Below are 24,025 nucleotides of genomic sequence, written 5' to 3' on the forward strand. Positions count from 1 at the left end.
GGCAAGGGGGGGAAGCCCTGCGTGGTACGCAGTCATTCCGGCGCAAGCGAGAATCCATATTCGCCAACGCGGGAGCAGGAGCCGATACCGCGGCCTTCACGGATGCCCCCCCACCCCGTACCGGGGAGGATTTCAGGTGCGTTCGGCCTTGTTCACCGCATCCGCCGCGCGCAGCCCGGCGAGCAGCTTCATCAGGTGCGCCGCATCGCGCACCTCGACGTCGATCGTGTTGGTGTGGAAGGTGGTGTCGCGGTTGTCGAGCCGGAGCCCCAGGATGTTGGCCTTGTGCCCGCCGATGACGGTCGCGACCGCGCCCAGCGCGCCCGGTTCGTTCTTCAGCGTCACCGCGATGCGCGCGGTGGCGCCCTCGGCATTGTCGCCCCACGTCAGGTCGATCCAGTGGTGCGGATCGATCGCCTCGATCGTCGGGCAGCCGATCTCGTGCACCTCGAACCGGCCGGCACCACGGCGCACGCCGATGATGCGGTCGCCCGGCACCGGGTGGCAGCAGGTGGCGAGGTCGTAGCCGACGCCCGCGGTCAGCCCCTTGATCTCGATCGGCGCGCGTTGCGCCGGGATCGGTTCGGCCTTTGGATCGGCGATGGCACCCGGCATGACCGCCTCCATCACCGCTTCCTCGCTCAGCTTGCCGCGCGCCAGCCCCTCGAACAGGGTCGCCTCGTCGGCGATCTTCAGGCGCTTGAGCCCTTCGGCCAGCGCGTCGGTGCCCGGCGGGACGGGCAGGCGCGCGATCAGTTCCTGATAGAGCTTGGTGCCCAGCGCCACCGTCTCGTCGCGTTCGCGCAGGCGGATGTAGCGGCGGATCGCGGCGCGGGCCTTGCCGGTGATCGCGAAATTGAGCCAGTTGGCCTGCGGGCGCTGCGCCTTCGACCGCAGTATCTGTACCTGATCACCGTTCTTGAGTTCGGTGCGCAGCGGCACGACGCCGCCATTGACCTTCGCCCCCACCGCCTGATCGCCGAGATCGGTGTGGACCGCATAGGCGAAGTCGATCGGCGTCGCACCCTTGGGCAACTGGTGCAGCTCGCCCTTCGGCGTGAAGGCGAAGATGCGGTCGGCATACATCGCCATGCGGGTATGTTCGAGCAGCTCCTCGGGACTCTCGGCATTGTCGAGAATCTCGACGAGGTCGCGGATCCAGCGGACCTGCGTGTCGGGCCGCACCGCATCCTGCTTGTACGCCCAGTGCGCGGCGAGGCCGAATTCAGCCTGCGCGTGCATCTCGCGCGTCCTGATCTGCACCTCGATCCGCATGTTCTCGGCATGGATGACGGCGGTGTGCAGCGAGCGGTAGCCGTTGCGCTTCGGCGTCGAGATATAGTCCTTGAACCTGCCCGGCACCATCGGCCAGCGGCGATGGATGATGCCGAGCGCGCGGTAGCATTCCTCCTCGCTGTCGACGATCGCGCGGAACGCGATGATGTCGGACAACTGTTCGAGGCTGACATGCCGTTCCGACATCTTGCGCCAGATCGAATAGGGATGCTTGCGCCGGCCCGACACTTCGGCGGCGATGCCGTGGCGGTCGAGCATGGCCTTCAGGTCGCCGCCGATCTTGGCGACGCTGTCGCCGCCGCCTTCCTCCAGCTGGGCGAGGCGCAGCGTGATCGATTCATACGCCTCGGGTTCGATCTCGCGAAATGCCAGCGTCTGCATCTCGTTCATGAACTCGTACATGCCGATCCGCTCGGCCAGCGGGGCATAGATATCCATCGTCTCGCGCGCGATCCGCTTGCGCTTGTCGGGCTTCGCGATGTGATGGAGCGTGCGCATGTTGTGCAACCGGTCGGCCAGCTTGACCAGCAGCACGCGGATGTCGTCCGACATCGCCAGCAGGAACTTGCGCAGGTTTTCGGCAGCGCGTTCGTTCTCGGTCTGCGCCTCGATCTTCGACAGCTTGGTCACGCCCTCGACCAGTCGCGCGACATTCTCGCCGAACTTCGCCTGTATTTCCTCGTGGGTAGCGACGGTGTCCTCAACCGTGTCGTGCAGGATCGCGGTGGCGATCGTCTCGTCGTCGAGATGCAGGTCGGTCAGGATGCCGGCCACCTCGATCGGGTGGCTGAAATAGGGGTCGCCCGATGCGCGTTTCTGGCTGCCATGCGCGTGCATCGAGAACACATAGGCGCGATTCAGCAGCGCCTCGTTCGCGTCGGGATCATAGGCCTTGACCCGCTCCACCAATTCATACTGCCGCAGCATGGAATCTAGATGGGGCGGGCCGGTGCCGCAATGCAACCGTTTTCGACCGCGTTACGCACCCCTGGCGCGAACATTGCACCGGGCGAGCTGTTCCGGGGCAAAGGCTTCGCCATTCGCCGTGAAGGCGGTGAGCACCCCCAGCTCCTTCGCGGCCAGTTGGCACATGGTCAGGTGGCTGCCGTCGGCGCGCGGCGTGACGCAGCGGTCGCCCGCGCATTTCCACAGCGTATCGCGGGTCGTGATGCTGGCCACGCCCGGCGCGGTCGCCGGCGTAGCGGTGAAGCCGCGCGATTGTGCTGCGGCGCCGAACGACAAGGTCATGGTAGCGGCAGCGAACAGGGCGAGCATCTTCATCTAACGCGACTCCGGAGCAAAATTCAGGTGGTATTCGCTAATATACATTCATGTAAGTTGTAAATAGAAATGATTGCTGCGCCGCACTATTTCCCTTGATGGCGGGGTTGCGCTACATGGGTGCGAATGACGACGACGCTTCGAGAGCCGCTGCGCGAACTGGCCAACCGCTGCAGCCTGCCGGCCGCACTGGAGGCGATGGGCGAGCGCTGGTCGTTCCTGATCCTGCGCGGGTCGTTCAACGGTCTCAGCCATTTCGAGGAATTCCAGTCGGAATTGGGTATCGCGCGCAACATCCTCGCCAACCGGCTGTCGCGGCTGGTCGGTCACGGCATTCTCGAGCGCCGTGCGGTCGAAAGCGACCGGCGCAAGATCGAGTATCGCCTGACCGAGAAAGGCTATGCGCTGCTGCCGACGATGGTCGCCCTGCGCCAATGGGGCGAACGGTGGGAGACCGGCGTCCCGGCCAACCCGATCCTGGTCGACACGCGCGACCGGCGTCCCGTCCAGCCGGTCGCGGTGCTCAGCCATGACGGCCGCGCGCTGGGCAAGGGCGATCTGGTCTGGGCGCTGGAGGAAGACATCGTGCGCGACTGACCGGTGGAGGCCGGGGGTCGGGTCATGGATCGATCCATTCATGCAACGCTGCCGCCAGCGCGACCGGATCGCCACCGATCCGCACCCGCTTCACCCGTGCCGTCCCGCCCGAAACCAGCGTCACCGCGCGGCGACCGACGCGTAGCTGCCTCGCCACGAACCGAACCACTTCGTCGTTCGCCGCCCCCTCGACCGGTGGCGCGGCGATGCGCAGGCCGAGGGCGGTGGCGCCATTCTCCAGCGTCGCCACGCCGGTCATCGCAGTCCTCGATGCCTTGGGCGTCACGCGGATGGTCAGCGTCACGCCATCGGCGTCGAGGGTGAAGGGCGGCGGCATGGTCGTTCGCCTGCCCTCGAACCTGGGTCGGGTGCAAGCCGGCATCGAATCCTTGGCACAAAGCGGCGCTTGCCGCATTCCCCCTGCATGGCATCGACCCCCGTAACGACCGCGACGGCGACGCACAGCTCGCCGCTGTCGATCCCGATCTTCCGTGCCATCTGGATCGCGTCGATGGCATCGAACTTCGGCGGCCTGATCCAGTCGGTCGGCGCGTCGTGGATGATGACGTCGCTGGCGGCGTCGCCGCAGATGATCGCGCTGGTGCAGGCGTCGACGACGCTGCCGATCATGCTGCTGTCGCTATGGGCCGGGGCGGTTGCCGACAATCTCGACCGGCGGCGGGTGATGCTGGCGGCGCAAGGCTTCATGCTGGTCGTGTCGGTCGCGCTGGCGGCGTGCGCATGGGCGGGGTGGCTCAGCCCGTGGCTGCTGCTGTCGTTCACCTTCCTGCTCGGATGCGGGACGGCGATCAATGGGCCCGCATGGCAGGCGTCGGTCGGCGACATGGTCCCGCGCAGCGTGTTGCCGAGTGCGGTCGCGCTCAATTCGATGGGGTTCAACATCGCACGCAGCGTCGGGCCGGCGCTGGGCGGGGCGATCGTCGCGATCGCCGGTGCGGCGGCGGCATTCCTGACCAATGCGCTGAGCTATATCGGGCTGATCGCGGTGCTGGCGCGGTGGAGGCCGGATTATGCGCCCCGCATCCTGCCGCGCGAGACGCTGGGCCTCGCGATGGCGGCCGGGGTCCGCTATGTCCGGATGTCGCCGTCGTTGCGCACCGTCCTGATCCGCGCGGGGTTGTTCGGCGTCGCCGCCAGCGCGGTGCCGGCGATGATGCCGCTGGTGGCGCGCGACCTGGTGACTGGCGGGCCGCTGACCTACGGCGCGCTGCTGGGTGCGTTCGGGGCGGGGGCGGTCGCCGGGGCGCTGGGCAGCGTGCGGCTGCGGCGGCGCTGGAGCCCCGAACGGCTGGTGCGCGTCGCGGCGACGGCATTGGCGAGCGGGGCGGCGATCGCCGGGCTCAGTCCGTGGCTGCCGCTGACGCTGGCCGCGCTGGTGCTGGCCGGGGCGGGATGGGTGTCGGCGCTCAGCACCTTCAACGTATCGGTGCAGATGGCCGCGCCCCGCTGGGTCGTGGCGCGTGCGCTGGCGCTGTACCAGATGGCTGCGTTCGGCGGCATGACGATGGGCAGCTGGCTGTTCGGGTCGATCGCCGAAGGGTCCGGCGTGCAGGTCGCGCTGCTGGCGGCGGCGGCGGTGCAGATGCTGAGCGTTTTGGCCGGGCTGCGCTTGCCCTTGCGCGATATCGAGACCGGCAACCTCGCCCCGCGCGGATGGGAGGCGCCCGATACGCAGGTGCCGGTCGAGCCGCGGTCGGGGCCGGTGGTGGTGACGATCGATTACCGGATCGCGGCGAAGAACGTCGTCACCTTCCTGAGCGTCATGAACGAGCGGCGACGCATCCGGCGGCGCGACGGGGCCCATCACTGGGCGCTGCTGCGTGACCTGAACGATCCGGGGCTGTGGATCGAACGCTATCACGTATCGACCTGGCTCGAATATATCCGCCACAACCAGCGGCGGACCGAGGCGGACCGGGCGAACAGCGACGCGCTGATGGCCCTGCACCAGGGCACCGAGCCGCCGCGCGTCCACCGCATGATCGAGCGCCAGACCGGGTCGCTGCCCGTCACCCGCCTGCCGTCCCCCAGCGAGATGGCCGATCCGATGACCGATCCGACGCGGTCTAACTGAACTATTGAACAGTGATAAATTTATGCTAGGCATTGTCCCAACGGCCTGATTCGGGAAGACGGGGGTATCCCGTCGGCCCGGCGGGCGACGATCGAACCCGACAGGGGACAAGCATGTCTGCACCCGATTTCTCGCTGCTGGCCAAGCGTCGCTACGGCCCGTTGTTCGTCGTCCAGTTCCTGGGCGCGATGAACGACAATCTGTTGAAGTTCGCGTTGCTGTTCCTCGCCAACTTCACCCTGTACCGCGCCGATCCGACGCGTGCGGCGACGCTGGCGACGGTGTCTACCGGTCTGTTCATCCTGCCCTATTTCCTGTTCTCCGGACTCGCCGGGCAGATGGCGGATGCGTGGAACAAGGCGTGGCTGATCCGCGCGGTGAAGGGTGCCGAGATCGCGATCATGGCGCTGGCGCTGGCCGGGTTCTGGTTCGAATCGGTGCCGGTGCTGCTCACCTGCCTGTTCCTGATGGGCGTGCATTCGACGGTGTTCGGGCCGGTCAAATACTCGATCCTGCCGCAGCACCTGCGGGCCCATGAACTGATGGGCGGTACCGGGCTGGTCGAGGCGGGGACGTTCGTCGCGATCCTGACAGGGCAGCTGCTGGGTGGGGTCATTCCGCCATGGGAGGCGGGGATCGTGGCGTTCGGCGTCGCCGTGCTGGGGTTCCTCGCCGCGCTGGCCGTGCCGTCGGCACCGTCGGCGGCGCCCGACATGCGGATCGACCCGAACCCGTTCCGCAGCACCTGGGCGATCCTGCGCGCGGCGCATGGCGGGCGGGGCGTCTGGCTGGCGATCCTCGGCATCAGCTGGTTCTTCTCGGTCGGGGCGGTGGTCCTGTCGGAGTTCGCGCCGCTGGTCGCGGGTACGCTGAACGCACAGGCAGAGGTGGTGACGCTGTTCCTCGCGGTGTTCAGCCTGTCGGTCGCGGCGGGGTCGCTGCTGGTCAACCGGCTGCTCAAGGGCGAGGTGTCGGCGCGCTACGTGCCGATCGCGGCGATCGGGCTGGCGGTGTTCCTGGTCGACCTGTGGATCACCAGCAGCCGGTTCACGGTGGTGACGCCGGGCGCGGACATCCCCGCGTTCCTCGCCACGCCGGGCAGCTGGCACATGCTGGTCGACCTGGCGGGCATCGCGATCAGCGGCGGCGTGTTCGTCGTGCCGCTCTACGCCATCCTCCAGACGTGGAGCCCGCCGGAAAAGCGGTCGCAGGTAATCGCCGCCAACAACGTCATCAACGCGATCGTTACCGTGCTGATGGTCGCGGTGGTCACCGCGATGCTGGGGGCGGGCAGCAGCGTGGCGGGCATCTTTGGCGCGCTGGGCTTCGCCACGCTGACGATCGCATTGATATCGTGCTGGCTGCTGCCCGAGACGGTGTTCAAGGGCGTGGTGCGCGGGCTGCTGCGCCTGCTGTACCGGGTCGAGGTGCATGGCACGGAGAACATGCCGGCCCCGGGCGAGCGCGCGGTGGTGGTGGTGAACCATGTGTCGTTCCTCGACGGGTTGCTGCTGGCCGCGTTCCTGCCGGGCAAGCCGACCTTCGCGATCCACAGCCGATTCGCGCGGACATGGTGGATGCAGCCGCTGTTGAAGCTGTTCGATGCTTTTCCCGTCGATCCGACCAATCCGATGTCGGCCAAGGCGATGGTGAAGGCGGTGCGTGAGGGGCGGACGCTGGTGATCTTTCCCGAAGGGCGGATCACCGTCACCGGCGCGCTGATGAAGGTGTTCGACGGTCCCGGCATGGTCGCCGACCGCGCCGATGCGCCGATCGTGCCGGTCCGGATCGACGGCGCGCAATATACCCGCTTCTCGCGCCTGAAGGGCAAGGCGCGGCTGCACTGGTTCCCCAGGATCGCGCTGACCGTGCTGCCGCAGCGCCGCTTCGCGCTGCCCGAGGGGGTGAGCGCGCGCGAGCGGCGGGCGATCGCCGGGCGGCGGCTGTACGACGTGATGAGCGAGATGATCTTCGCCACGTCGGACACCGACCGCACGCTGTACGACGCGCTGATCGACGCGCGGCACCTGCATGGCGCTGGCATGGGCGTGGTCGAGGACGTTCAGCGCGCGCCGCTGACGTACGACCGGCTGGTGACGGGAACGCAGGCGCTGGCGCGTCCGCTGGCAAAGGGTACGGCGCAGGGTGAGGCGGTCGGCGTGCTGCTGCCCAACGTCAACGGCGTGGTCGTGACCTTCTTCGCGTTGCAGGCGACCGGGCGGGTGCCGGCGATGCTGAACTATACCGCGGGCCTCGCCAACCTGCGCGCCGCCTGTACCGCGGCGAGGATCCGGACGATCGTGACCGCGCGGGCGTTCGTCGAGCAGGCGAGGCTGGGCGAGATCGTCGCCGGTCTCGCAAGCGAGGGGATCGCCATCCGCTATCTGGAGGATATCCGCGAACGGATCGGTGCCGGTGCGAAGATCATGGCGCTGGTCCGGTCGCGGATGGCGGGGCGACTGCACCGGCGGCAGCGGGTGTCTCCGCAAGCGCCCGCCGTCATCCTGTTCACCAGCGGATCGGAAGGCGTGCCCAAGGGGGTGGTGCTGACCCATCGCAACCTGCTGGCCAACTGCCTGCAGCTGTCGTCGCGGATCGATTTCAACCGGGCCGACGTGGTGCTGAACGCGTTGCCGGTGTTCCACAGCTTCGGCCTGACCGGTGGCACGCTGCTGCCGATCCTGTCGGGGGTAAAGACGGTGCTGTATCCCAGCCCGCTGCACTACCGGATCGTGCCTGCGCTGGCATACGACGCCAATGCCACGATCCTGTTCGGGACCGACACCTTCCTGTCGGGCTATGCGCGGATGGCGCATGGCTATGACTTCTACGCGCTGCGCTACATCTTTGCCGGCGCCGAGCGGGTGCGGCCGGAGACGCGCGCGGTCTATGCCGAGAAGTTCGGGCTGCGCATCATGGAAGGCTATGGCGCGACCGAGGCGGCGCCGGTGATCGCGGTCAACACGCCGATGCATTTCCAGGCAGGCAGCGTCGGGCGGCTGCTGCCGGGGATCGAGGCGCGGCTGGAAAGCGTGCCGGGCATCGCGGAGGGCGCGCGGCTGGCGATCCGTGGGCCGAATGTCATGGCCGGGTATCTGAAGGTCGACGCGCCGGGGGTGCTGCAACCGCCGGAAGCTGGCTGGCACGATACCGGCGACATCGTGACGATCGATGCCGGCGGGTTCGTGACGATCCGCGGGCGGGCGAAACGCTTCGCCAAGATCGGCGGCGAGATGGTCTCGCTGCCCGCGGTCGAGGGCTATGCGGCGAAGGTCTGGCCGGGGGCGGAACATGCGGTGGTGACGCGGCCCGACGCGAAGAAGGGCGAGCAGCTGGTGCTGTTCACCACGCAGGCCGGGGCGGAGGCGAGTGCGCTGTCGGCATGGGGGCGGGCCAATGGCATCGCCGAACTGGCGCTGCCGCGCGACGTGCGGGTGGTCGAGGCGCTGCCGGTGCTGGGGACGGGCAAGCTGGACTATGTGACGATGGGGGCGATGGCTGCGGGGTAGCGGCGGAAGTGGGCGAAGGTTGCGGGACGTTGTCGTTCTGCGGGGTATGTTTTCGTTTGGTTTGAGGGGGTTGTCGGCGCGTGGTGCTGGAAGTTGGCGCCGGTTGGTGATTCGGCCTGCTGGTGTGATCCGGTGGCTTCCTTCGCATGTCCCTGCGCAGGCCGTGGCCGCCGCGGCATGGCGAGCCTTGTTCTGCTGGAGTTTGATCCATCCGTATGGAAACGTCACCCCAGCGCAGGCTGGGGTCTCCCGGTGATAGCGCATAGCAAAAGCCGATAGAGACCCAGCCTTCGCTGGGGTGACGCTGTTTCAATAGAGATGGATCAAACACCCAGGCGCTGGCCCCCCGCCCGCGCGGGGGTACGCGAACAATGCGTCACTGGAATCCAACATTTTTGGCTGGCCCCCCGCCCGCGCGGGGGTACGGTCTCGCCGGTATAACGGGGGCCGGCAGGCAATTTCGGCGACGATGGGAAAGAACGGTCGCAGCCTGACCGGTTTGCGGGTTGTAGGAAAATGGATCGTTCGCGGACGGGGTTCTCGACGGGCGTTTCCCCGACAGGCCCGAAGCCGCCCGAACCGGACGGATCGGCAGGAAGCGCGGGCGTCAGTAGCGATAGTCGAGCGTGGCGGTGTCGCCGGGAGGGAGGGTGACGCGCCAGGTCTGGATGCCGTCGATCCGTTCGAGGCCCGGTGCCTCGACCTTGCCGCCGGGATAGCCGATCGGAATTTCGATGGCGGCTGCCGCACCGCTGGCGTTGGTCAGGGTCAGGCGGGCGGCGTTGGGCGCGGTCTGTCGCTGTGTCACCATCACCTGCCGGCTGCTGCCCGCACCGATCAGCACCGTCTCGCCCTCCGCACGGTCGGTCATCGTGCCGGTGCCGATCAGCAGGCTGGCCTGCCCGCGCGGCGCATAGAGCGCGGTCGTGCCGGCGGGCAGCGCGATGCCGAGGCCGTCGGCCTTCTCGTTCTTCACGCGCAATACGATGTCCGTCGCACCGCCCGGAATTACCTGACCGGGGCCGACACGGCGGCGGTAGATGCGGCTATAGGCCACGCCGTCCTGCCGCAGCAGCGCGACCTGCTTCTGACCCTTCGCCGCGACGGTGGTGCGGCCGGGCAGGCGGTAGAGCTTCACGTCGCCGAGATTTTCGGGCGCGGCGGGCGCCGGGGGCGGCGGCGGTGCCTCCATCGGCGGCGGTGGCGGCGGCGGGATCGCCATCCGCGCGGCGGTGACGACGATCTCGTCTGCAGCCTCGAAGCTTTCCTGCCGCAGGTCCGACGTCGTCGTGCCCAGCGGATAGCAACGCAGTTGCAGCCGGGTCGCCGCCGCGTTCACCGCGTCCACGCGTTCGCGGTTCAGCCGGCCGGCGACGACCTGTACCTCGGCATCGGCGAAGCCTTCGCCATTGCCGTTGGCGAGCGTGGTCCATGCGAACAGGTCCAGCCGGTCGCCGCGCAACGTGCCGACATAGCTGGCCGACCAGTCGAAGCCGGTGGCGAGGTAGGACAGGCGGACGGTGGCGGTGCGCCGCGCTAGGCTGTCGGTGGTGACGCTGAGCACCGGCCTGGCCGACAGGCCGGCGGGGATGCGGGCATATTTCAGGCTGTCGGCGAGACCGGCACAGTCGAGCGCCTCGACCCCGCTGGCCGTCTGCACCACGACGCCGCCGGCAGGGCCGGAGACGATCGTCGCCGGTTCCTCGCGCACCACGCCGCTGCCGCGGTCGGTCCGGCGCAGCGTGACGCGGTTGCCGAGCGTCCCGTCGACCAGCGCGACGGGCGAGAGCAGGCGCGCGTCGCGGTTCTTTTCTACCGTCCCGCCGGGCAGGCCGTCGATCACCGCGCTGACGGGGATGATGCCGCCCGCGACCCCTTCGAAGCGCACCACCGCGCGGCCGCGGGGCAGGGTAATGCGGCGGGTTTCGGTGACGAGCGCGTACCCTTGCAGGTTGCGCAGGTCCATCCGCTCGCGCGTGCCGCGATGGGGCGCGCGGTAGAGGGTGACGGCGACGGTCTGCGGGGCGGGGGAGGTGACGGTCGGTGGGTCGCGATAGGGGATCGCGGCGATGTGGCGGTTTTCGCCGGGGGTGGTGGCGGGCGCACTATCCTCGCCGCGCGCGCTCCGTACCCCGGCGGAGGCCGGGGTCCAGTTGGAACGCGGCGCAGCAGGATCGCCATCGTCCCCCAACTGGACCCCGGCCTCCGCCGGGGTACGGGTGGGGGCGGATGCCAGATCGCGGGCCGCCAGCGGCGTGGCGGTTGCCACTAGCGCGGCGATCAGAGGGGCGGTGCATCGGCCGGGACGGCCACACCCCTGCGCCGGCGAAGGGTTGTCTGACGCGACGGTCGGTTGGCCTGGCCCTGGACCCCCGCCTGCGCGGGGGTACGCTATCGCCGCGAAGGACGTCACGTCCCACGGCGAACGCCGGCGTTTGCCCTGCATCAGTAGCGGGTGTCGAACGTCGCGGTGACGACCGCCGACCCGTTGGCGGGGACCGGGACCTGCCAGACATTCTGCCCGGCATCGACGCGCTCGCCGGGGCGGCTCTGTTCGGTGATGCGGGTGTCGCTCCAGTCGAGCCCGCCCTGCGCCAGTTCGATCGTCACCGGCGCGGTGCCGGCGTTGGTCAGCATGTAGCGCATCTTCGTCTGCCAGCGGGTGGCATTGATGCGCGTGCGACTTTCGACGATCGGGCGGACCTTCACGTCGAAGGCGTCGCCGGTGGCCAGCGCGATCTTCGATCCCTGCGGCGTGTGGTCGATCGCTGCCTCGCCGGTGAACTGCGCCTGGCCGCGGGCGTCGCGCATATAGACGCGGATGGTGCCGGCGGGCAGCGCGTCGCCAAGGCCCCCTTTCGCCGCGTTGCTGAAGCGCACGATGCTCTGCGCGCTGCGTGGCTGTTCCGCGGTGCCGAGCCAGTCGTTGACGAAGCGATAGCCGCTGGTCGCCGCCGCGCCCTTCACGTCGAGGAAGCTGACCTGCTTGGTCTGCTTGTCGGCGATCGTGGTGCGTTCGGGCAGCGGATAGAGGTAGAAGCCGCCCAGCTGTTCGCGGCCGCCCGTTTCGGTGCCGGCTTGAATCGTCGGGCGGCGGCGCGGGCGGTTGGGGCGATAGACATTCTCGTCGTCCGCCGATTCGACCGATCCGGCGACCAGCAGCGTGCGTGCGTTGGTGAAGGTCGTGCCGGTGGTGTTGGTGAGCGTGATCCAGCCCTGTACGTCGATCGTCCCGCTCCTGCGGTCGAGCAAGGCGACATAGTCGGCCTTCCACCCCAGATTGCGGCTGAGATAGGACAGGGTCGCGGGGCGGGTGCCGGCGCGGGCACTGTCGAGCGTCACTGACAGGGTCGGGCGCGCGCGCAGCGAGGCGGGCACCTTGTCAAAGATCGCGCGTACCGGCAGGCCGTCGTCGCGCAGCACCTCGATCCGGTCGCCGATCTGCAGGACGACGCCGCCATTGACCGCCAGGACGCGCGCGCGCTCGCGGGTTTCGGCACCGGTCGCGGGGTTGGTGCGCAGCAGGGTGATCGTCTCTCCCACCGCCTTTTCCATCAGGCTGGAGGGCGAGAGGAGGTCGAAGTCGAAATTCTGTTCGACGATCCGCGCGTCGGGCACCGCGAGCGAGACGGTTTCGGGACGGATCTGCGCACTGACGTCGGGAAAGTCCTGTCGCACCTGTCCGGTGCGCAGGGTGAGGGGGCGGATGTCCTGCACCAGCGCGATGTCGTCGTTGTAGATGGTGACCGACACGTCGCCCTGCGCATTGCCGCCGATCGCCTCCGGCATGTCGGCCGGCGCGGGCAGCGGTGCGTCGCGCAGGATTTCCTGCGCGGCGGCGGGCAGCGGGGCGAGTAGCGTCGCCAGCAGCAGCCATTTCGAAATCATGCGCATCCCCCCGTTGTCGGGGCGAGTGTGGCGGGGGGATGTCGCATTGGCAAGACGGGGGGGCAGCCATCACCCCCGCCCGCACTTCTTGCTCACCCGTTTGCTTCGGGCGGAGGTTCGAACCTGTCGAGAACCGTAGTCGAGAAGGGGTTGCTCCAAGCGACCCAGTTCTCGACGCACGCTTCTCGACGGGCTCGAAGCTGCTCGAACCGAACGGGAGGGGTGAAGCCGTCAGTGGTTATCCCGCGGCAATCCCTGCGTCTGGGCGATCTGCTGGAACGCCTCGGCGCCCTCCAGAATCGCGCCGGTCGCCATCTGGCCCACGACCGAGCGCTGGATCGCCTGCCACGGGGTCTGCGACGCGGGATACTGGTACCCGCCCGCCGCCTCCAGTTCGCGGCGGCGCCCGGCCAGTTCCGCCTCGTCCAGCAGCACGTCGGCGCGCCCCTTGCCCAGGTCGATGCGGACGCGGTCGCCGGTGCGCAGCAGCGCGAGGCCGCCGCCGGCCGCCGCTTCGGGGCTGGCGTTGAGGATCGAGGGGCTGCCCGACGTGCCCGACTGGCGGCCGTCGCCGATGCAGGGCAGCGCGTGGATGCCTTCGGTGATGAGGTACGCCGGCGGGCGCATGTTGACGACCTCCGCGGCACCGGGATAGCCGATCGGCCCCGCGCCGCGCATGAACAGCAGCGTTTCGGACGTGATGCCGAGCGACGGGTCGTCGATGCGGTGGTGGTAATCCTCCGGCCCGTCGAACACGACCGCCGGTCCCTCGAACGCTTCGGGATCGTTCGGGTTGGAGAGGTAGCGGTCGCGGAATTCGGGACCGATCACGCTGGTCTTCATCACCGCCGCGTCGAACAGATTGCCCTTCAGTACGATGAAGCCGGCATCGGTCTTGAGCGGCTGGTCGAACGGGCGGATGACCTTTTCGTCCTCGATCGTCGCGTCGCGGCAATTGTCGCCGATGGACTTGCCGTTCACGGTCAGCGCATCCTCGGCGATCAGGCCCTGACCCATCAGCTGGTTGACGACCGCCGGCACGCCACCCGCGCGGTAATAATCCTCGCCCAGATATTCGCCGGCAGGTTGCAGGTTCACCAGCAGCGGCACCTTGTGCCCCTGTTCCTGCCAGTCCTCGATCGGCAGATCGACGCCGATATGGCGCGCGATGGCGGCAAGGTGGATCGGCGCGTTGGTCGACCCGCCGATCGCCGAATTGACCTTGATCGCGTTGTGGAACGCCTGTTTGGTCAGGATCTGCGAAGGCTTCAGGTCCTCGCGCACCATGTCGACGATCCGCAGGCCGGTGCGATACGCGATTTCCTGCCGGTCGCGATACGGCGCGGGGATCGCCGCCGAACCGGGCAGCTGCATGCCGAGCGCCTCGGCAAGGCTGTTCATCGTCGTCGCCGTGCCCATCGTGTTGCAATAGCCGGTCGAGGGTGCCGAGGACGAGACGAGGCGGACGAATTCCTTGTTGTCGATCTCCCCTGCGGCCAGCAGCTGGCGCGCCTTCCACACGATCGTGCCCGAGCCGGTGCGCTCGCCCTTGTGCCAGCCGTTCAGCATCGGGCCGACCGACAGCGCGATGGCGGGGATGTTGACGGTCGCGGCGGCCATCAGGCAGGCAGGCGTCGTCTTGTCGCAGCCGATCGTCAGCACCACGCCGTCGAGCGGATAGCCGTACAGCACCTCGACGAGGCCGAGATAGGCGAGGTTGCGGTCGAGACCGGCGGTCGGGCGCTTGCCGGTTTCCTGAATCGGATGGACCGGAAATTCCAGCACGATGCCGCCCGCCTCGCGAATCCCCTCGCGCAGCCGCTCGGCCAGCACGAGGTGGTGGCGGTTGCAGGGCGACAGGTCGCTGCCGGTCTGGGCGATGCCGATGATCGGCTTGCCCGATTGCAGCTCTTCCTGGCTGAGGCCGAAGTTCAGATAGCGCTCGATATACAGCGCCGTCATGTCGATATTGTCGGGATTGTCGAACCAGGCGCGGCTGCGCAGGGCGGGCATGTCAGTCATCGGGATTCCGGTCCAGCAAGGTGACACGCACGCCGCCATCGGGGCCGGTCGAACGGGCCGTGCAACGAACCGTCGTCCGTCCTGCCCACCGCCGCCGACCGCCGTTGACGTCGTGCGTTGCCGTATATAGTCAGACAAAACAGACTTGGGCAAGCGATGGGACGGAACAAACCGTCCCGCGATGCCATGCCATATGGGAGACGAACAGGATGCCGGCCCCCCTTTCCGTGCGCCCGGGCGGCGCGACCGCCCCCGCCCCCGCCGGAGCGAGCTACACCTCGGCACTGACGCTGCTCGCCAGCCTGTTCTTCATGTGGGGGTTCATCACCGTCATCAACGGAACGCTGCTGCCCCACCTGCGCAGCGTGTTCGAGCTGAGCTATTTCCAGACGACGCTGATCGAGAGCGTGTGGTTCATCGCCTATTTCTTTGCGTCGATCCCGTCGGCCAAGCTGATCGAACGGGTCGGGTACCAGCGGGCGATGGTGATCGGGCTGGCGCTGATGGCCGGCGGTGCATTGCTGATGGTTCCGGCGGCCCGGCTGCCGTCCTACGGCGTCACGCTGTTCGCGCTGTTCGTGATCGCCAGCGGCATCACGCTGTTGCAGGTCGCGGCCAATCCGTATGTCGCGGTCGTCGGCAGCCCGGAAACGGCATCGTCGCGCCTGAACCTGGTGCAGGCGTTCAATTCGGCCGGTGCGACCCTCGCGCCGCTGTTCGGCGGCTATCTGATACTCGGGCGCACGACGTCGGGCACGGCAGTGGCGGGCGCGACGCTGACCCCGGCCGAGCGGCTGGCCGATGCGCAGTCGGTGGTGCTGCCCTATCTGATCGTCGCCGCGGTGCTGGCGGTACTGGCGATCGTCATCGCGCGCTTCCCGCTGCCGGCGATGGGCGTCGCGACGCGGCGGTCGGGCAGGGAGGAACGCCGGGGCCAGTCGCTGTGGTCGCACCGCAACCTCGTGCTCGGCATTCCCGCGATCTTCATCTACCTGATAGCCGAGATCGGTGTCGGCAACCTCTTCATCAATTTCGTGTCGCAGCCCGACATCGGCAACCTGACGCATCAGCAGGCGTCGAACTATCTGTTCCTGCTATGGGGCGGGATGATGGTCGGGCGACTGGTCGGTGCGTTCGCAATGCAGAAGATGGACGCCGGCATCGCGCTGGCCATCGCCAGCATCGGCGCGTTCGTCGTGATGGTGATCGCGACCTTCGCCAGCGGGCAGGCCGCGATGTGGGCGCTGATCTCCGTCGGGCTGTTCCATTCGATCATGTTCCCGACGATCTTCACGCTGGGGATCAAGGGGCTGGGGCCGCTGACCGAGGAAGGATCGGGGCTGCTCATCATGGCGATCGCCGGTGGCGCGCTGGTCGCGGTGCAGGGCGTGCTGGCCGATGCCTGTGGCCTGCAATGGTCGTTCCTGCTGACCGCCGCGTGCGAACTCTACATCCTCTTCTACGCATTGTGGGGATCGAAGGTGACGAACCCGATCGCCGATGCGCCCGCCGATCCCGACGTCTTTGCATAAGGAATTTCGCATGACCCTTCGCCTGTTGCAGCGCGTCGCCCCGTCGCGCGCCGTCATCGCCGCGACCCACGATGGCGCGTATCTCGTCCCCGGCGTGGACAGCGTCCGTGCGCTTGCCCTGCGCGCTGTCGGGGCGGGGCAGACCATCGCCGACGCCGTCGCCGCCGCGGGGCGGGGCGAGGCGGTCGACCTGTCGGCACTGTTCGCCGACGGCGCGATCGGATCGCCGATCGACCATGATGATCCGGCGCATCTGGTGATGACCGGCACCGGCCTCACCCATCTCGGCTCTGCCGAGGGGCGCGACAAGATGCACCGCGCCGCGGCGGAAGCGGCGACGCAGACCGATTCGATGCGCATGTTCCTCGAAGGGGTCGAGGGCGGCAAGCCGGCGGCGGGCGCGGTCGGGCAGCAGCCCGAATGGTTCTACAAGGGCGACGGGTCGCAGCTGGTGGCGCCGGGTGGCGATTTCGCCATGCCGCATTTCGCGCAGGACGGCGGCGAGGAGCCCGAGCTGGCCGGCATCTACCTGATCGGACCCGACGGCACGCCGCATCGCATCGGCCTGTGCCTCGCCAACGAGTTCTCGGACCATGTGACCGAACGCCACAATTACCTGTGGCTGGCGCACAGCAAGCTGCGCCAGGCGTCGCTCGGCCCCGAACTGCTGGTCGGCACCCCGCCCGAGCATATCGAGGGGACGAGCCGGATCATGCGGGATGGCGAAACGATCTGGGAAAAGCCGTTCCTGTCGGGCGAGGCGAACATGTCGCACAGCCTGTCGAACCTCGAACACCACCACTTCAAATATGCGCTGTTCCGCCGGCCGGGGGACATCCATGTCCATTTCTTCGGTACGGCGACGCTGTCGTTCTCCGACGGGGTGCGGACGCAGGAGGGCGACGTGTTCGAGATTGCCGCCGCGCCGTTCACGCTGCCGTTGCGCAACGGGTTGACGCGGGCGGCGGCGGAGACGGTGACGGTCGGGGTGCTGTAGGGCTGGCGGAGGGGACGATTGCGGCCGTCCCCTTTGCGATACCCGGCCTTTCGTCATTCCGGCGAAGGCCGGAGTTCCTTGTGCCCGGTGTTTTCGATGGCAGCGCAGCCGAGCGTGTCCATGGATCCCGTCCTTCGCCGGGATGACGGTATTGGTCGGGCTACCATTATGCGTCACTCCCGCGCAGGCGGGAGGCCATAGATGCTGCCGTCGCGAATCCAGCCGAACCGTCGGCGTCTATGGATCCCCGCCTTTGCGGGAATGACGAGAGGGTATGGCAGCCCTTCCTTCCCCCCATTCCCGACAAGTCCGGACCAACCGGCGTGGGGGAAACCCGCTTAGGCCAGCAAGGGTTCGATCCGGTCGAGCAGCGGCAGCTGGCTCTTCAGCATCATCGTGCGCGCCTCGGCGACCGGCATCCAGCGCGCGGCGTCGACTTCGGGAAAGGCGCGGCGGCGGCCGCTGCGCGGGGGCCATTCTAGCTCGAACGTCATGCTGGTGATCGCCTGCGTATCGACATCCTGTTCGGCGGCGAAGGCCGAGACCGACTTGCCGCCGGCCTGTCGCACCGTGCCCAGCGGCGCGAGCGGGGCGACCACCGCGACGCCCAGTTCCTCGGCGACTTCGCGCCGCGCGGCGTCCTCGACCGCTTCGTCGGGTTCGATCTGGCCTTTCGGAATCTGCCACGCACCGACCTGTCGCCGCGCCCAGTAGGGGCCGCCGGGATGGACGAGCAGCACCGAAGGCTCTGGCGTGCGACGATAGAGCAGAATGCCCGCGCTATGCTGTGGCATGACGTTGTCCCCGTTTGCGGGCGATCGTATCCGTCGCCCCTTGTTGATGGACAGACGCCGCCGACCCATGTTGCGTTCCATGCGCGCGGATTTCGACCGGCTTGCACCATCGTCATCGCCCTGCGGGCGACCGCTGCCGCGGCGTCGTTCGTTGGTGACGATGCGATTGCGTCGCTCCCGCCTCACGCCTTGAGCCGAACCGAAAGCCGCGCCGAATGCCGCAACTCGACCTCTTCGCCCCCGAACCCGGACTGCCCGGGCTGTCGCACCGCGCGGGCGTGGTGGGGCAGGATCGCCTGTCGGCCATCGCCGCGTCGATCGATGGCGCGCCGCTCACCCCCTTTCGCTTCCAGCAATGGACCGGGCTGCGGCTGACCGCGTCCTATGGCTGGCATTATGATTTCGAACGCGGGCAGGTGGGCATGGCCGAACCGATGCCCGACTGGCTGCGGGACGTGCGGAGGGCGGCGGCGGATTTTTCCGGTGTGCCGGCGCAGGCGCTCGTGCAGGCGCTGCTGACCCGCTACGATCCCGGTGCCGGCATCGGCTGGCATCGCGACCGCCCGGTGTTCGAGCATGTCGTGGGCATCTCGATCGGTGCGCCGGCGGTGCTGCGGTTCCGGCGGCGGACGGCGGACGGGTTCGCGCGGTTCGCGCTGCCGCTGGCGGCGGGCGATGCCTATCACCTGTGCGGCGAGGCGCGATGGGACTGGGAACATGGCATCGCGCCGATGGCGGCGACGCGGTGGTCGATCACCTTTCGCAGCCTGACGCAGCGGTTCGCGCGGGAGGCGGGGCTTGCGTGAACTCAGCCTGCACGTCGTCGGTGCCGATCATCCCAATCGCGGGCGCGGCAACCGGCGGTTCGAAATCCTGCTGTGCCTGCCCGGCGAGGCGGTGGCGCTGGTGCCCGAACCGCGCAATCCGGTCGATCCGCATGCGGTGATGGTGGTCAGCGTCCGCGGGGTGCAGATCGGCTATCTGACCGCCGACCGGGCGGCGTGGATCGGCGCGATGCTGCGGGGCGGACGCGAGGTGGCGGCGGTGTTCCAGCAGGCGACGCCGATGGGCGCGGCGATCCGGGTGGCGTTCGACGGCGCGGTGCCGGTGTTGCCGCAGGCGGTGGAGGCGGAGGCCGACCCGGAGCCGGAGTTCTGGCCGGACGAGGTGCCGCCGGAGGATTGGGAGTAGCGCGTCCCCTTTCGGACCGTTCGGTTCGAGCAGCTTCGAGCTTGTCGAGAAGCGCCAGTCGAGAACACCTGTCCAGCGGAACCACGTTCTCGATACGCGCTCTCGACTTCGCTCGATCGCTACTCGAACCAAACGGATTGATGAGCGGGAGAGAAGCCCCTCAGTCCTCCAGAATCTGGCTGTTGGCCCGCGTGTCGCGCATGCGCAGGTAAACGATCAGCGAGACGCCGATCATCGCGGTGACATACCAGTAGAAGCCGCGTTCGAAGCCGGTATCCTTGAACTTCAGCGCGACGAACTCCGCCGTGCCGCCGAAGATGGTGTTGGCCAGCGCGTAGGGCAACGCCACGCCCAGCGCGCGGATGTGCGCCGGGAACAGTTCGGCCTTCACCACCGCGTTGATCGAGGTGTAGCCGGTGACGATGATGAGCGCGCCCATCACCAGCAACCCGGCGGTCACCGGATCGCGGGTCGATTCCAGCGTGGAAAAGATCGGGTAGGTGAACAGCACGCCCGCCAGCCCGAACGCGATCATCAGCGGCTTGCGCCCGATCCGGTCGCTGAGCGCGCCTGCCACCGGTTGCAGCAGCATGAAGACGAACAGCGTGACGCCGTTGATCTGGCTCGCCACTTCGCGGCTGAAGCCCGAGGTGTTGACGAGGAACTTCTGCATATAGATCGAATAGGCGTAGAAGGCGAGCGTACCGCCCGCGGTCAGCAGCATGACGACCGCGGTTTCCTTCGGATGCTTCGTCACCAGTTCGATGAAGCCCGATTTTGGCGCGCCCGCCGCCTTCGCATTGGTGAAGCTGTGGCTTTCGGCGAGGCCGCGGCGAATCCAGAACACGACCACCGCCAGCACCGCGCCGATCGCGAACGGGATGCGCCAGCCCCAGGCGTCGAGTGCTCCCTCGCTCATCGTCGATTGCAGGACGAGGAGGACGAGGATCGCGAGCAGCTGTCCCGAGATCAGCGTGACGTACTGGAACGAGGAGAAGAACCCGCGCCGGTCCTTGCCCGCCATTTCCGACAGATAGGTTGCGCTGGCACCATATTCGCCGCCGACCGATAGCCCCTGCATCAATCGCGCGACCACCAGCAGGATCGGCGCGGCGACGCCGATCGTCTCGAACCCCGGGGTCAGCGCGATCATCAGCGATCCGGCGCACATCAGCGTGACCGAGATCGACAGCCCCGCCTTGCGCCCGTGGCGGTCGGCATAGATGCCCATGACCCACGCGCCGATCGGCCGCATGACGAAGCCGACCGCGAACACCGCCGCCGTGCCGAGCAACTGCGCGGTGCGATCGTCGCTGGGAAAGAAATGCGGCGCGAAATACAGCGAGAAGGCGGCGTAGACATACCAGTCGAACCATTCGACCAGATTGCCGGTGGACCCGCCGATGATCGCCTTCAGGCGGGCGGCGCGGTCGGGCGTGGCGGATGGGTTGGTGCTCATGGACGAGAGCTATCGCGTGGCGGCAGTCCCGCCAAGTCCTGACGGGGGTGGTAACGGTACCTTGTGCCCGAAACGTCGCCCCAGCGAAGGCTGGGGCCTCAAGCGGCGCTCGTCCCGTGCTATCACCGGGAGATCCCAGCCTTCGCTGGGATGACGTCGCGGAGGGGGGCGGTTAAAAACTGCCCTGGACGCTCGCACCCGCGGGCAGGCCGGTGAAGGGCAGCACCGCCGCGCCGTCGCCGGTCATGGCGAAGCGCAGGGTCCCGTCCTCCTCGATCGTGGCGTCCATCAGCGTGCGGCGGCGCTGCCCTTCGGGGGCCAGGCGGACGCGGGTCCGGGTGCCGATATGCTCGGCGGTCAGCAGCATCGCCGGGGTCGGTGTGGCGACGTTGCCCGGTTTCGTCACACAGTTGCCGGGATCGATCGCGATGCGGCCGTCGGCCATCGCCGACCCGGCGATCGTCGACAGGACGGGCAGGTCGACCTGCCACGTCGAATCGCACGCGAAGGGCAGGTTGGGTTGCAGCGCCGCCAGCAGCGAGGCGTCGGCCGAACCGCTCACCCGGTCGAGCCGCACGCCGCCGGGGCGGATCAGCGCCTGTCCGCCCAGATCGGTATCGGCGCCGGTCGCGGTCCAGTCGACCGCGAAGCCGAGGCTCGTCAGGCTGCGCAACGGCGCGAAATGCCATTCGAGGCGGCTGCCCCCGGCGATGCCGACCTCGCCGTTCCACACCGTGCCGCCGACGCCGCTGCGCCAGTCGGTATTGCCCGCGATCAGGCTGGCGGGCAGCGTCGCGACGATCGCGACCGCGAACGAGGCTATGCCGAGCGCGGCGAAGCGGATACTACGCCGGCGTGCCAGCAACCTCGAAGGACTCGACAATGCAATCGCGGCGCTCGACGCTTGGACTGCTGCGCGATGCGGTGCTGCTGTCGTCGGTGGCATCGGCCGCGTCCCCCCTGATGGCTGCCAAGCGGGGCAAGCGCCCGGCCGCGTTGCTGGTTCCGCTGAGCGGAGACCGTTCCGCGCTGGGCATTAGCATACGCAATGCGGCGATGCTTGCCGAAACCGATGCGGCGGCGCTGAGCGTGCTCGACACCGGCGGCACTCCGGCGGGCGCGGCGAATGCGGCGCGGGCGGCGGTCAAGCGGGGCGCCGGGCTGGTGCTGGGGCCCTTGTCGGCCGCCGAGACGCGGGCGGTAGCCGCGGCGGTGGGCGCGCAGGTGCCGGTCGTCGCGCTGACCAACGATGCCGCGGCGCGCGGCGGCGGGGCGTTCGTGTTCGGCATCACCCCGGCACAGGCGACGGCGGCGATCCTCGGCTATGCCCGTTCGCGCGGGGTGCGCCGGGTGGTGGCGGTCGACGACGGCACGCCATGGTCGCAGGCATCGGTCGCGGCGGCGCGCGCGGCGGAGGGTGATCTGGGGATGACCATCGTGCCGGTGACGGGGGCGACGCTGCCGCCGGGGGTCGAGGGCGATGCGGCGTTCGTGCCCGGGTCGGCGGTGGCGCTGGCGCCGGTGCTGAAGACCCGGGGCATGCAACTACTGGCAACGATGCAGGCGCTGGATTACCGGCCCGAGGCGCTGGCCGCGCTGGAGGGGGCGTGGATCGCCAGCCCGGACCCCACGAAGTTCGCGACCTTCGCCACCGCCTATGCCGCGCGCAACGGCGGGCGGCCGGGGGCGATCGCGGCGCTGGGCAACGATGCGGCGCTGATCGCCCGGACGCTGCGCGAGGCGGACCAGATGACGCGCGAGGGCGTGCTGCGCGAGGCCGGGTTCGACGGCGTGACCGGGCCGGTGCGCTTCCGTTCGGACGGCAGCTGTGCGCGCGACTTCGCGATCCTCGTCCCCACCAACGGCGTGTACGACAAGGTGGCGGAGAGCCGCGGGGCATGACGCCGCGTTCGCCCGGCGAGGGCGGGTTCACCCTGCTCGAACTGATGATCTCGCTGGGGCTGTTCGCGCTGATCGCGGTGGCGGGCCTCGCGCTGGTCGACAGCGTGATCGGGGTGGACGGGCGGACCGAGGCGCGGCTCGACCGGGTCGCCGACCTGCAACGCGCGATGGTGGTGGTGTCGAGCGATCTCGACCAGATCGCACCGGGGCCGATGGGCGGTGACGCGGCGGGGCTGAGGTTCCGGCGGGCCGCGCCGGGGCTGGGCGGGCCGCCGATCGGCGTCGGATATCGCGTCGCCGACGGGCAGTTGCAGCGGGTGGTCGATGGCCGGGCGCAGCTGGTGCTCGACCAGGTGAGCGCGGCGCGCTGGCGCTATTTCGACGGTGGCTGGCGCGACAGCTGGCCGCCGGCACCCGACCGCGCGCTCGACTGGCCGCGCGCGGTGGTGGTCGAGTTGCACGTCGGCGGCGCAGGCGGCGGCAATCTGCGCCGCATCGTCACGCTGCCGATACCGGCGAAGACGACATGAACCGCGACGTGCCGACGCGCGAACAGGGCATGATCCTGGTCAACGTGCTGATGTTCGTGGCGATCGCCAGCGGGCTGGTCCTGCTGATGATAAACCGCGAGGAGGTGGCGCTCGACCGGTCGATCCGCTCGCGCGAGGCGTCGCGCGCGCTGGCGATCGTGCGCGGCGGCGAGCTGTCGGCATTGTCGGCGCTGCAACGCGATGCGCGGGTGGCGCCCGAGGCCGACTATCCCGGCGAGCCATGGGGCGCGATCAGCGAGAACGGCATCGCGATCGACGGCGGCCGCTTCGACCTGGCCATCGCCGATGCCGAGGGGCGCTTCAACGTCAATTCGGTGCGGCGCGAGCTGGACCCGATCCCGCAGCTGCTGTTCCTGCGCATCGCGGCGGCGGCGGGGATCGGGGAGGAGAAGGCGGTGGCGGCGATGGCGCTGATCCGCGAGCGCGGACCGGTGCAGGACCTGCGGCCGCTGGCGGTGTTCCTGCCACCCGAACAGGCGCAGTTGCTGGCGCGGATGGTGACCGCGCTGCCGGGCGATACCGCGATCAACCTGAACGCGGCGACGCCCGAATTGATGGCGGTGCTGTTCGAACCGGAAAAGGCCGCGCGCCTGATCGCGGCGCGCAACCGGCAGGGCTATCTGTCGAAGGACGATCTGGCGCGCGAGGACGTGACCGCGCCCGGCGGCACGCGGTTCAAGTCGGACCATTACTGGGTCCGCACCCGTGCGACGATCGGCGGCACGGTGCAGCAGGGCGCGACGTTGATCCAGCGGGTGGAGCGCGAGGGCGGCGCGGTGACGGTGCCGGTGGAACGATGGCGCAATGCCGCGATTCCGCCGGAAGTGCCGGGGTTCGGCGGGTAGGCGAGCGCCAAAGGTCACAAAGGTCACACTCGCCGCGTTTTGTGCGCGGTTGGCGTCAGGGGCGAT

General features: G+C 68.8%; 19 protein-coding genes. 10 read left to right on the forward strand and 9 right to left on the reverse strand.

The features are described 5' to 3' along the window. Positions 1 to 132: 132 nt before the first annotated feature. Both QLH51_RS16755 and QLH51_RS16760 read right to left on the reverse strand, forming a co-directional pair. Entirely contained in the window at positions 133 to 2,223 is a 2,091-nt protein-coding gene (locus QLH51_RS16755) for a RelA/SpoT family protein (protein WP_125661428.1), read from the reverse strand. A gap of 51 nt (positions 2,224 to 2,274) precedes the next feature. Then, positions 2,275 to 2,577, reverse strand: a complete 303-nt coding sequence (locus QLH51_RS16760; RefSeq protein ID WP_125661431.1) for a CC_3452 family protein — start codon at positions 2,575 to 2,577, stop codon at positions 2,275 to 2,277. A gap of 126 nt (positions 2,578 to 2,703) precedes the next feature. Between QLH51_RS16760 and QLH51_RS16765 the strand changes: the two genes are divergently transcribed. Then, on the forward strand, positions 2,704 to 3,174 hold the full coding sequence (locus QLH51_RS16765) for a winged helix-turn-helix transcriptional regulator (RefSeq protein ID WP_125661434.1): 471 nt from the start codon (positions 2,704 to 2,706) through the stop codon (positions 3,172 to 3,174). Between the two features lie 22 nt (positions 3,175 to 3,196). Here the strand turns inward: QLH51_RS16765 and QLH51_RS16770 are convergent, their stop codons facing one another. Then, a complete protein-coding gene (locus tag QLH51_RS16770; RefSeq protein WP_125661437.1) occupies positions 3,197 to 3,511 on the reverse strand; it encodes a DUF167 domain-containing protein in 315 nt (104 codons plus the stop codon). Between the two features lie 87 nt (positions 3,512 to 3,598). On the opposite strand from QLH51_RS16770, the gene QLH51_RS16775 reads away from it, so the two are divergent. Further along, positions 3,599 to 5,269: an MFS transporter gene (locus QLH51_RS16775; protein WP_125661440.1), complete on the forward strand. Its 1,671-nt coding sequence runs from the start codon at positions 3,599 to 3,601 to the stop codon at positions 5,267 to 5,269. 113 nt (positions 5,270 to 5,382) lie between these two features. Further along, complete coding sequence (locus tag QLH51_RS16780; RefSeq protein ID WP_164516219.1) at positions 5,383 to 8,778, forward strand: acyl-[ACP]--phospholipid O-acyltransferase; 3,396 nt, start codon at positions 5,383 to 5,385, stop codon at positions 8,776 to 8,778. A gap of 607 nt (positions 8,779 to 9,385) precedes the next feature. Here the strand turns inward: QLH51_RS16780 and QLH51_RS16785 are convergent. The 3 genes from QLH51_RS16785 to QLH51_RS16795 all read right to left on the reverse strand — a co-directional run bounded on the left by QLH51_RS16785 (position 9,386) and on the right by QLH51_RS16795 (position 14,688). Beyond that, positions 9,386 to 11,047, reverse strand: a complete 1,662-nt coding sequence (locus tag QLH51_RS16785; RefSeq protein WP_125661443.1) for a DUF4139 domain-containing protein — start codon at positions 11,045 to 11,047, stop codon at positions 9,386 to 9,388. 176 nt (positions 11,048 to 11,223) lie between these two features. Continuing rightward, complete coding sequence (locus tag QLH51_RS16790) at positions 11,224 to 12,672, reverse strand: DUF4139 domain-containing protein (RefSeq protein WP_206429249.1); 1,449 nt, start codon at positions 12,670 to 12,672, stop codon at positions 11,224 to 11,226. Positions 12,673 to 12,897: 225 nt separating this feature from the next. Continuing rightward, positions 12,898 to 14,688, reverse strand: a complete 1,791-nt coding sequence (locus tag QLH51_RS16795) for an IlvD/Edd family dehydratase (RefSeq protein WP_125661446.1) — start codon at positions 14,686 to 14,688, stop codon at positions 12,898 to 12,900. Positions 14,689 to 14,897: 209 nt separating this feature from the next. Here QLH51_RS16795 and QLH51_RS16800 point away from each other — a divergent pair, with 209 nt between their 5' ends. Together QLH51_RS16800 and araD1 are read left to right on the forward strand one after the other, a co-directional pair. Then, complete coding sequence (locus QLH51_RS16800) at positions 14,898 to 16,220, forward strand: sugar MFS transporter (protein WP_125661449.1); 1,323 nt, start codon at positions 14,898 to 14,900, stop codon at positions 16,218 to 16,220. Between the two features lie 10 nt (positions 16,221 to 16,230). Beyond that, positions 16,231 to 17,217 carry an AraD1 family protein gene (araD1, locus tag QLH51_RS16805; protein WP_125661452.1) on the forward strand — a complete coding sequence of 329 codons (987 nt, stop codon included), beginning with the start codon at positions 16,231 to 16,233 and terminating at the stop codon, positions 17,215 to 17,217. A gap of 338 nt (positions 17,218 to 17,555) precedes the next feature. Here the strand turns inward: araD1 and QLH51_RS16810 are convergent, their stop codons facing one another. Beyond that, positions 17,556 to 18,011, reverse strand: a complete 456-nt coding sequence (locus QLH51_RS16810; protein WP_125661455.1) for an NUDIX domain-containing protein — start codon at positions 18,009 to 18,011, stop codon at positions 17,556 to 17,558. Positions 18,012 to 18,226: 215 nt separating this feature from the next. On the opposite strand from QLH51_RS16810, the gene QLH51_RS16815 reads away from it, so the two are divergent. Together QLH51_RS16815 and QLH51_RS16820 are read left to right on the forward strand one after the other, a co-directional pair. Continuing rightward, on the forward strand, positions 18,227 to 18,817 hold the full coding sequence (locus QLH51_RS16815) for an alpha-ketoglutarate-dependent dioxygenase AlkB (protein ID WP_125661459.1): 591 nt from the start codon (positions 18,227 to 18,229) through the stop codon (positions 18,815 to 18,817). Further along, positions 18,810 to 19,202, forward strand: a complete 393-nt coding sequence (locus QLH51_RS16820; RefSeq protein ID WP_125661462.1) for an HIRAN domain-containing protein — start codon at positions 18,810 to 18,812, stop codon at positions 19,200 to 19,202. Before QLH51_RS16815 ends, QLH51_RS16820 begins: the two co-directional genes overlap by 8 nt. Before the next feature lie 160 nt (positions 19,203 to 19,362). Here the strand turns inward: QLH51_RS16820 and QLH51_RS16825 are convergent, their stop codons facing one another. After that, positions 19,363 to 20,661, reverse strand: coding sequence for an MFS transporter (locus tag QLH51_RS16825; protein ID WP_125661465.1), 1,299 nt, complete (start codon positions 20,659 to 20,661; stop codon positions 19,363 to 19,365). 172 nt (positions 20,662 to 20,833) lie between these two features. Further along, on the reverse strand, positions 20,834 to 21,526 hold the full coding sequence (gspN, locus tag QLH51_RS16830) for a type II secretion system protein N (protein WP_206429250.1): 693 nt from the start codon (positions 21,524 to 21,526) through the stop codon (positions 20,834 to 20,836). Between the two features lie 17 nt (positions 21,527 to 21,543). Here gspN and QLH51_RS16835 point away from each other — a divergent pair, with 17 nt between their 5' ends. Genes QLH51_RS16835 through QLH51_RS16845 form a run of 3 tightly spaced genes read left to right on the forward strand, consistent with a single transcriptional unit; the run spans position 21,544 to position 23,959 of the window. After that, a complete protein-coding gene (locus QLH51_RS16835) occupies positions 21,544 to 22,563 on the forward strand; it encodes an ABC transporter substrate-binding protein (RefSeq protein ID WP_125661468.1) in 1,020 nt (339 codons plus the stop codon). Then, positions 22,560 to 23,093 carry a type II secretion system protein GspJ gene (locus QLH51_RS16840; RefSeq protein WP_125661471.1) on the forward strand — a complete coding sequence of 178 codons (534 nt, stop codon included), beginning with the start codon at positions 22,560 to 22,562 and terminating at the stop codon, positions 23,091 to 23,093. Before QLH51_RS16835 ends, QLH51_RS16840 begins: the two co-directional genes overlap by 4 nt. Continuing rightward, positions 23,090 to 23,959, forward strand: coding sequence for a general secretion pathway protein GspK (locus tag QLH51_RS16845; RefSeq protein ID WP_125661474.1), 870 nt, complete (start codon positions 23,090 to 23,092; stop codon positions 23,957 to 23,959). The genes QLH51_RS16840 and QLH51_RS16845 overlap by 4 nt, the downstream gene beginning before the upstream one ends. Positions 23,960 to 24,025: the final 66 nt, after the last annotated feature.

The sequence above is a fragment of the Sphingomonas sp. 2R-10 genome (assembly GCF_030062225.1).
Lineage (GTDB): Bacteria > Pseudomonadota > Alphaproteobacteria > Sphingomonadales > Sphingomonadaceae > Sphingomonas.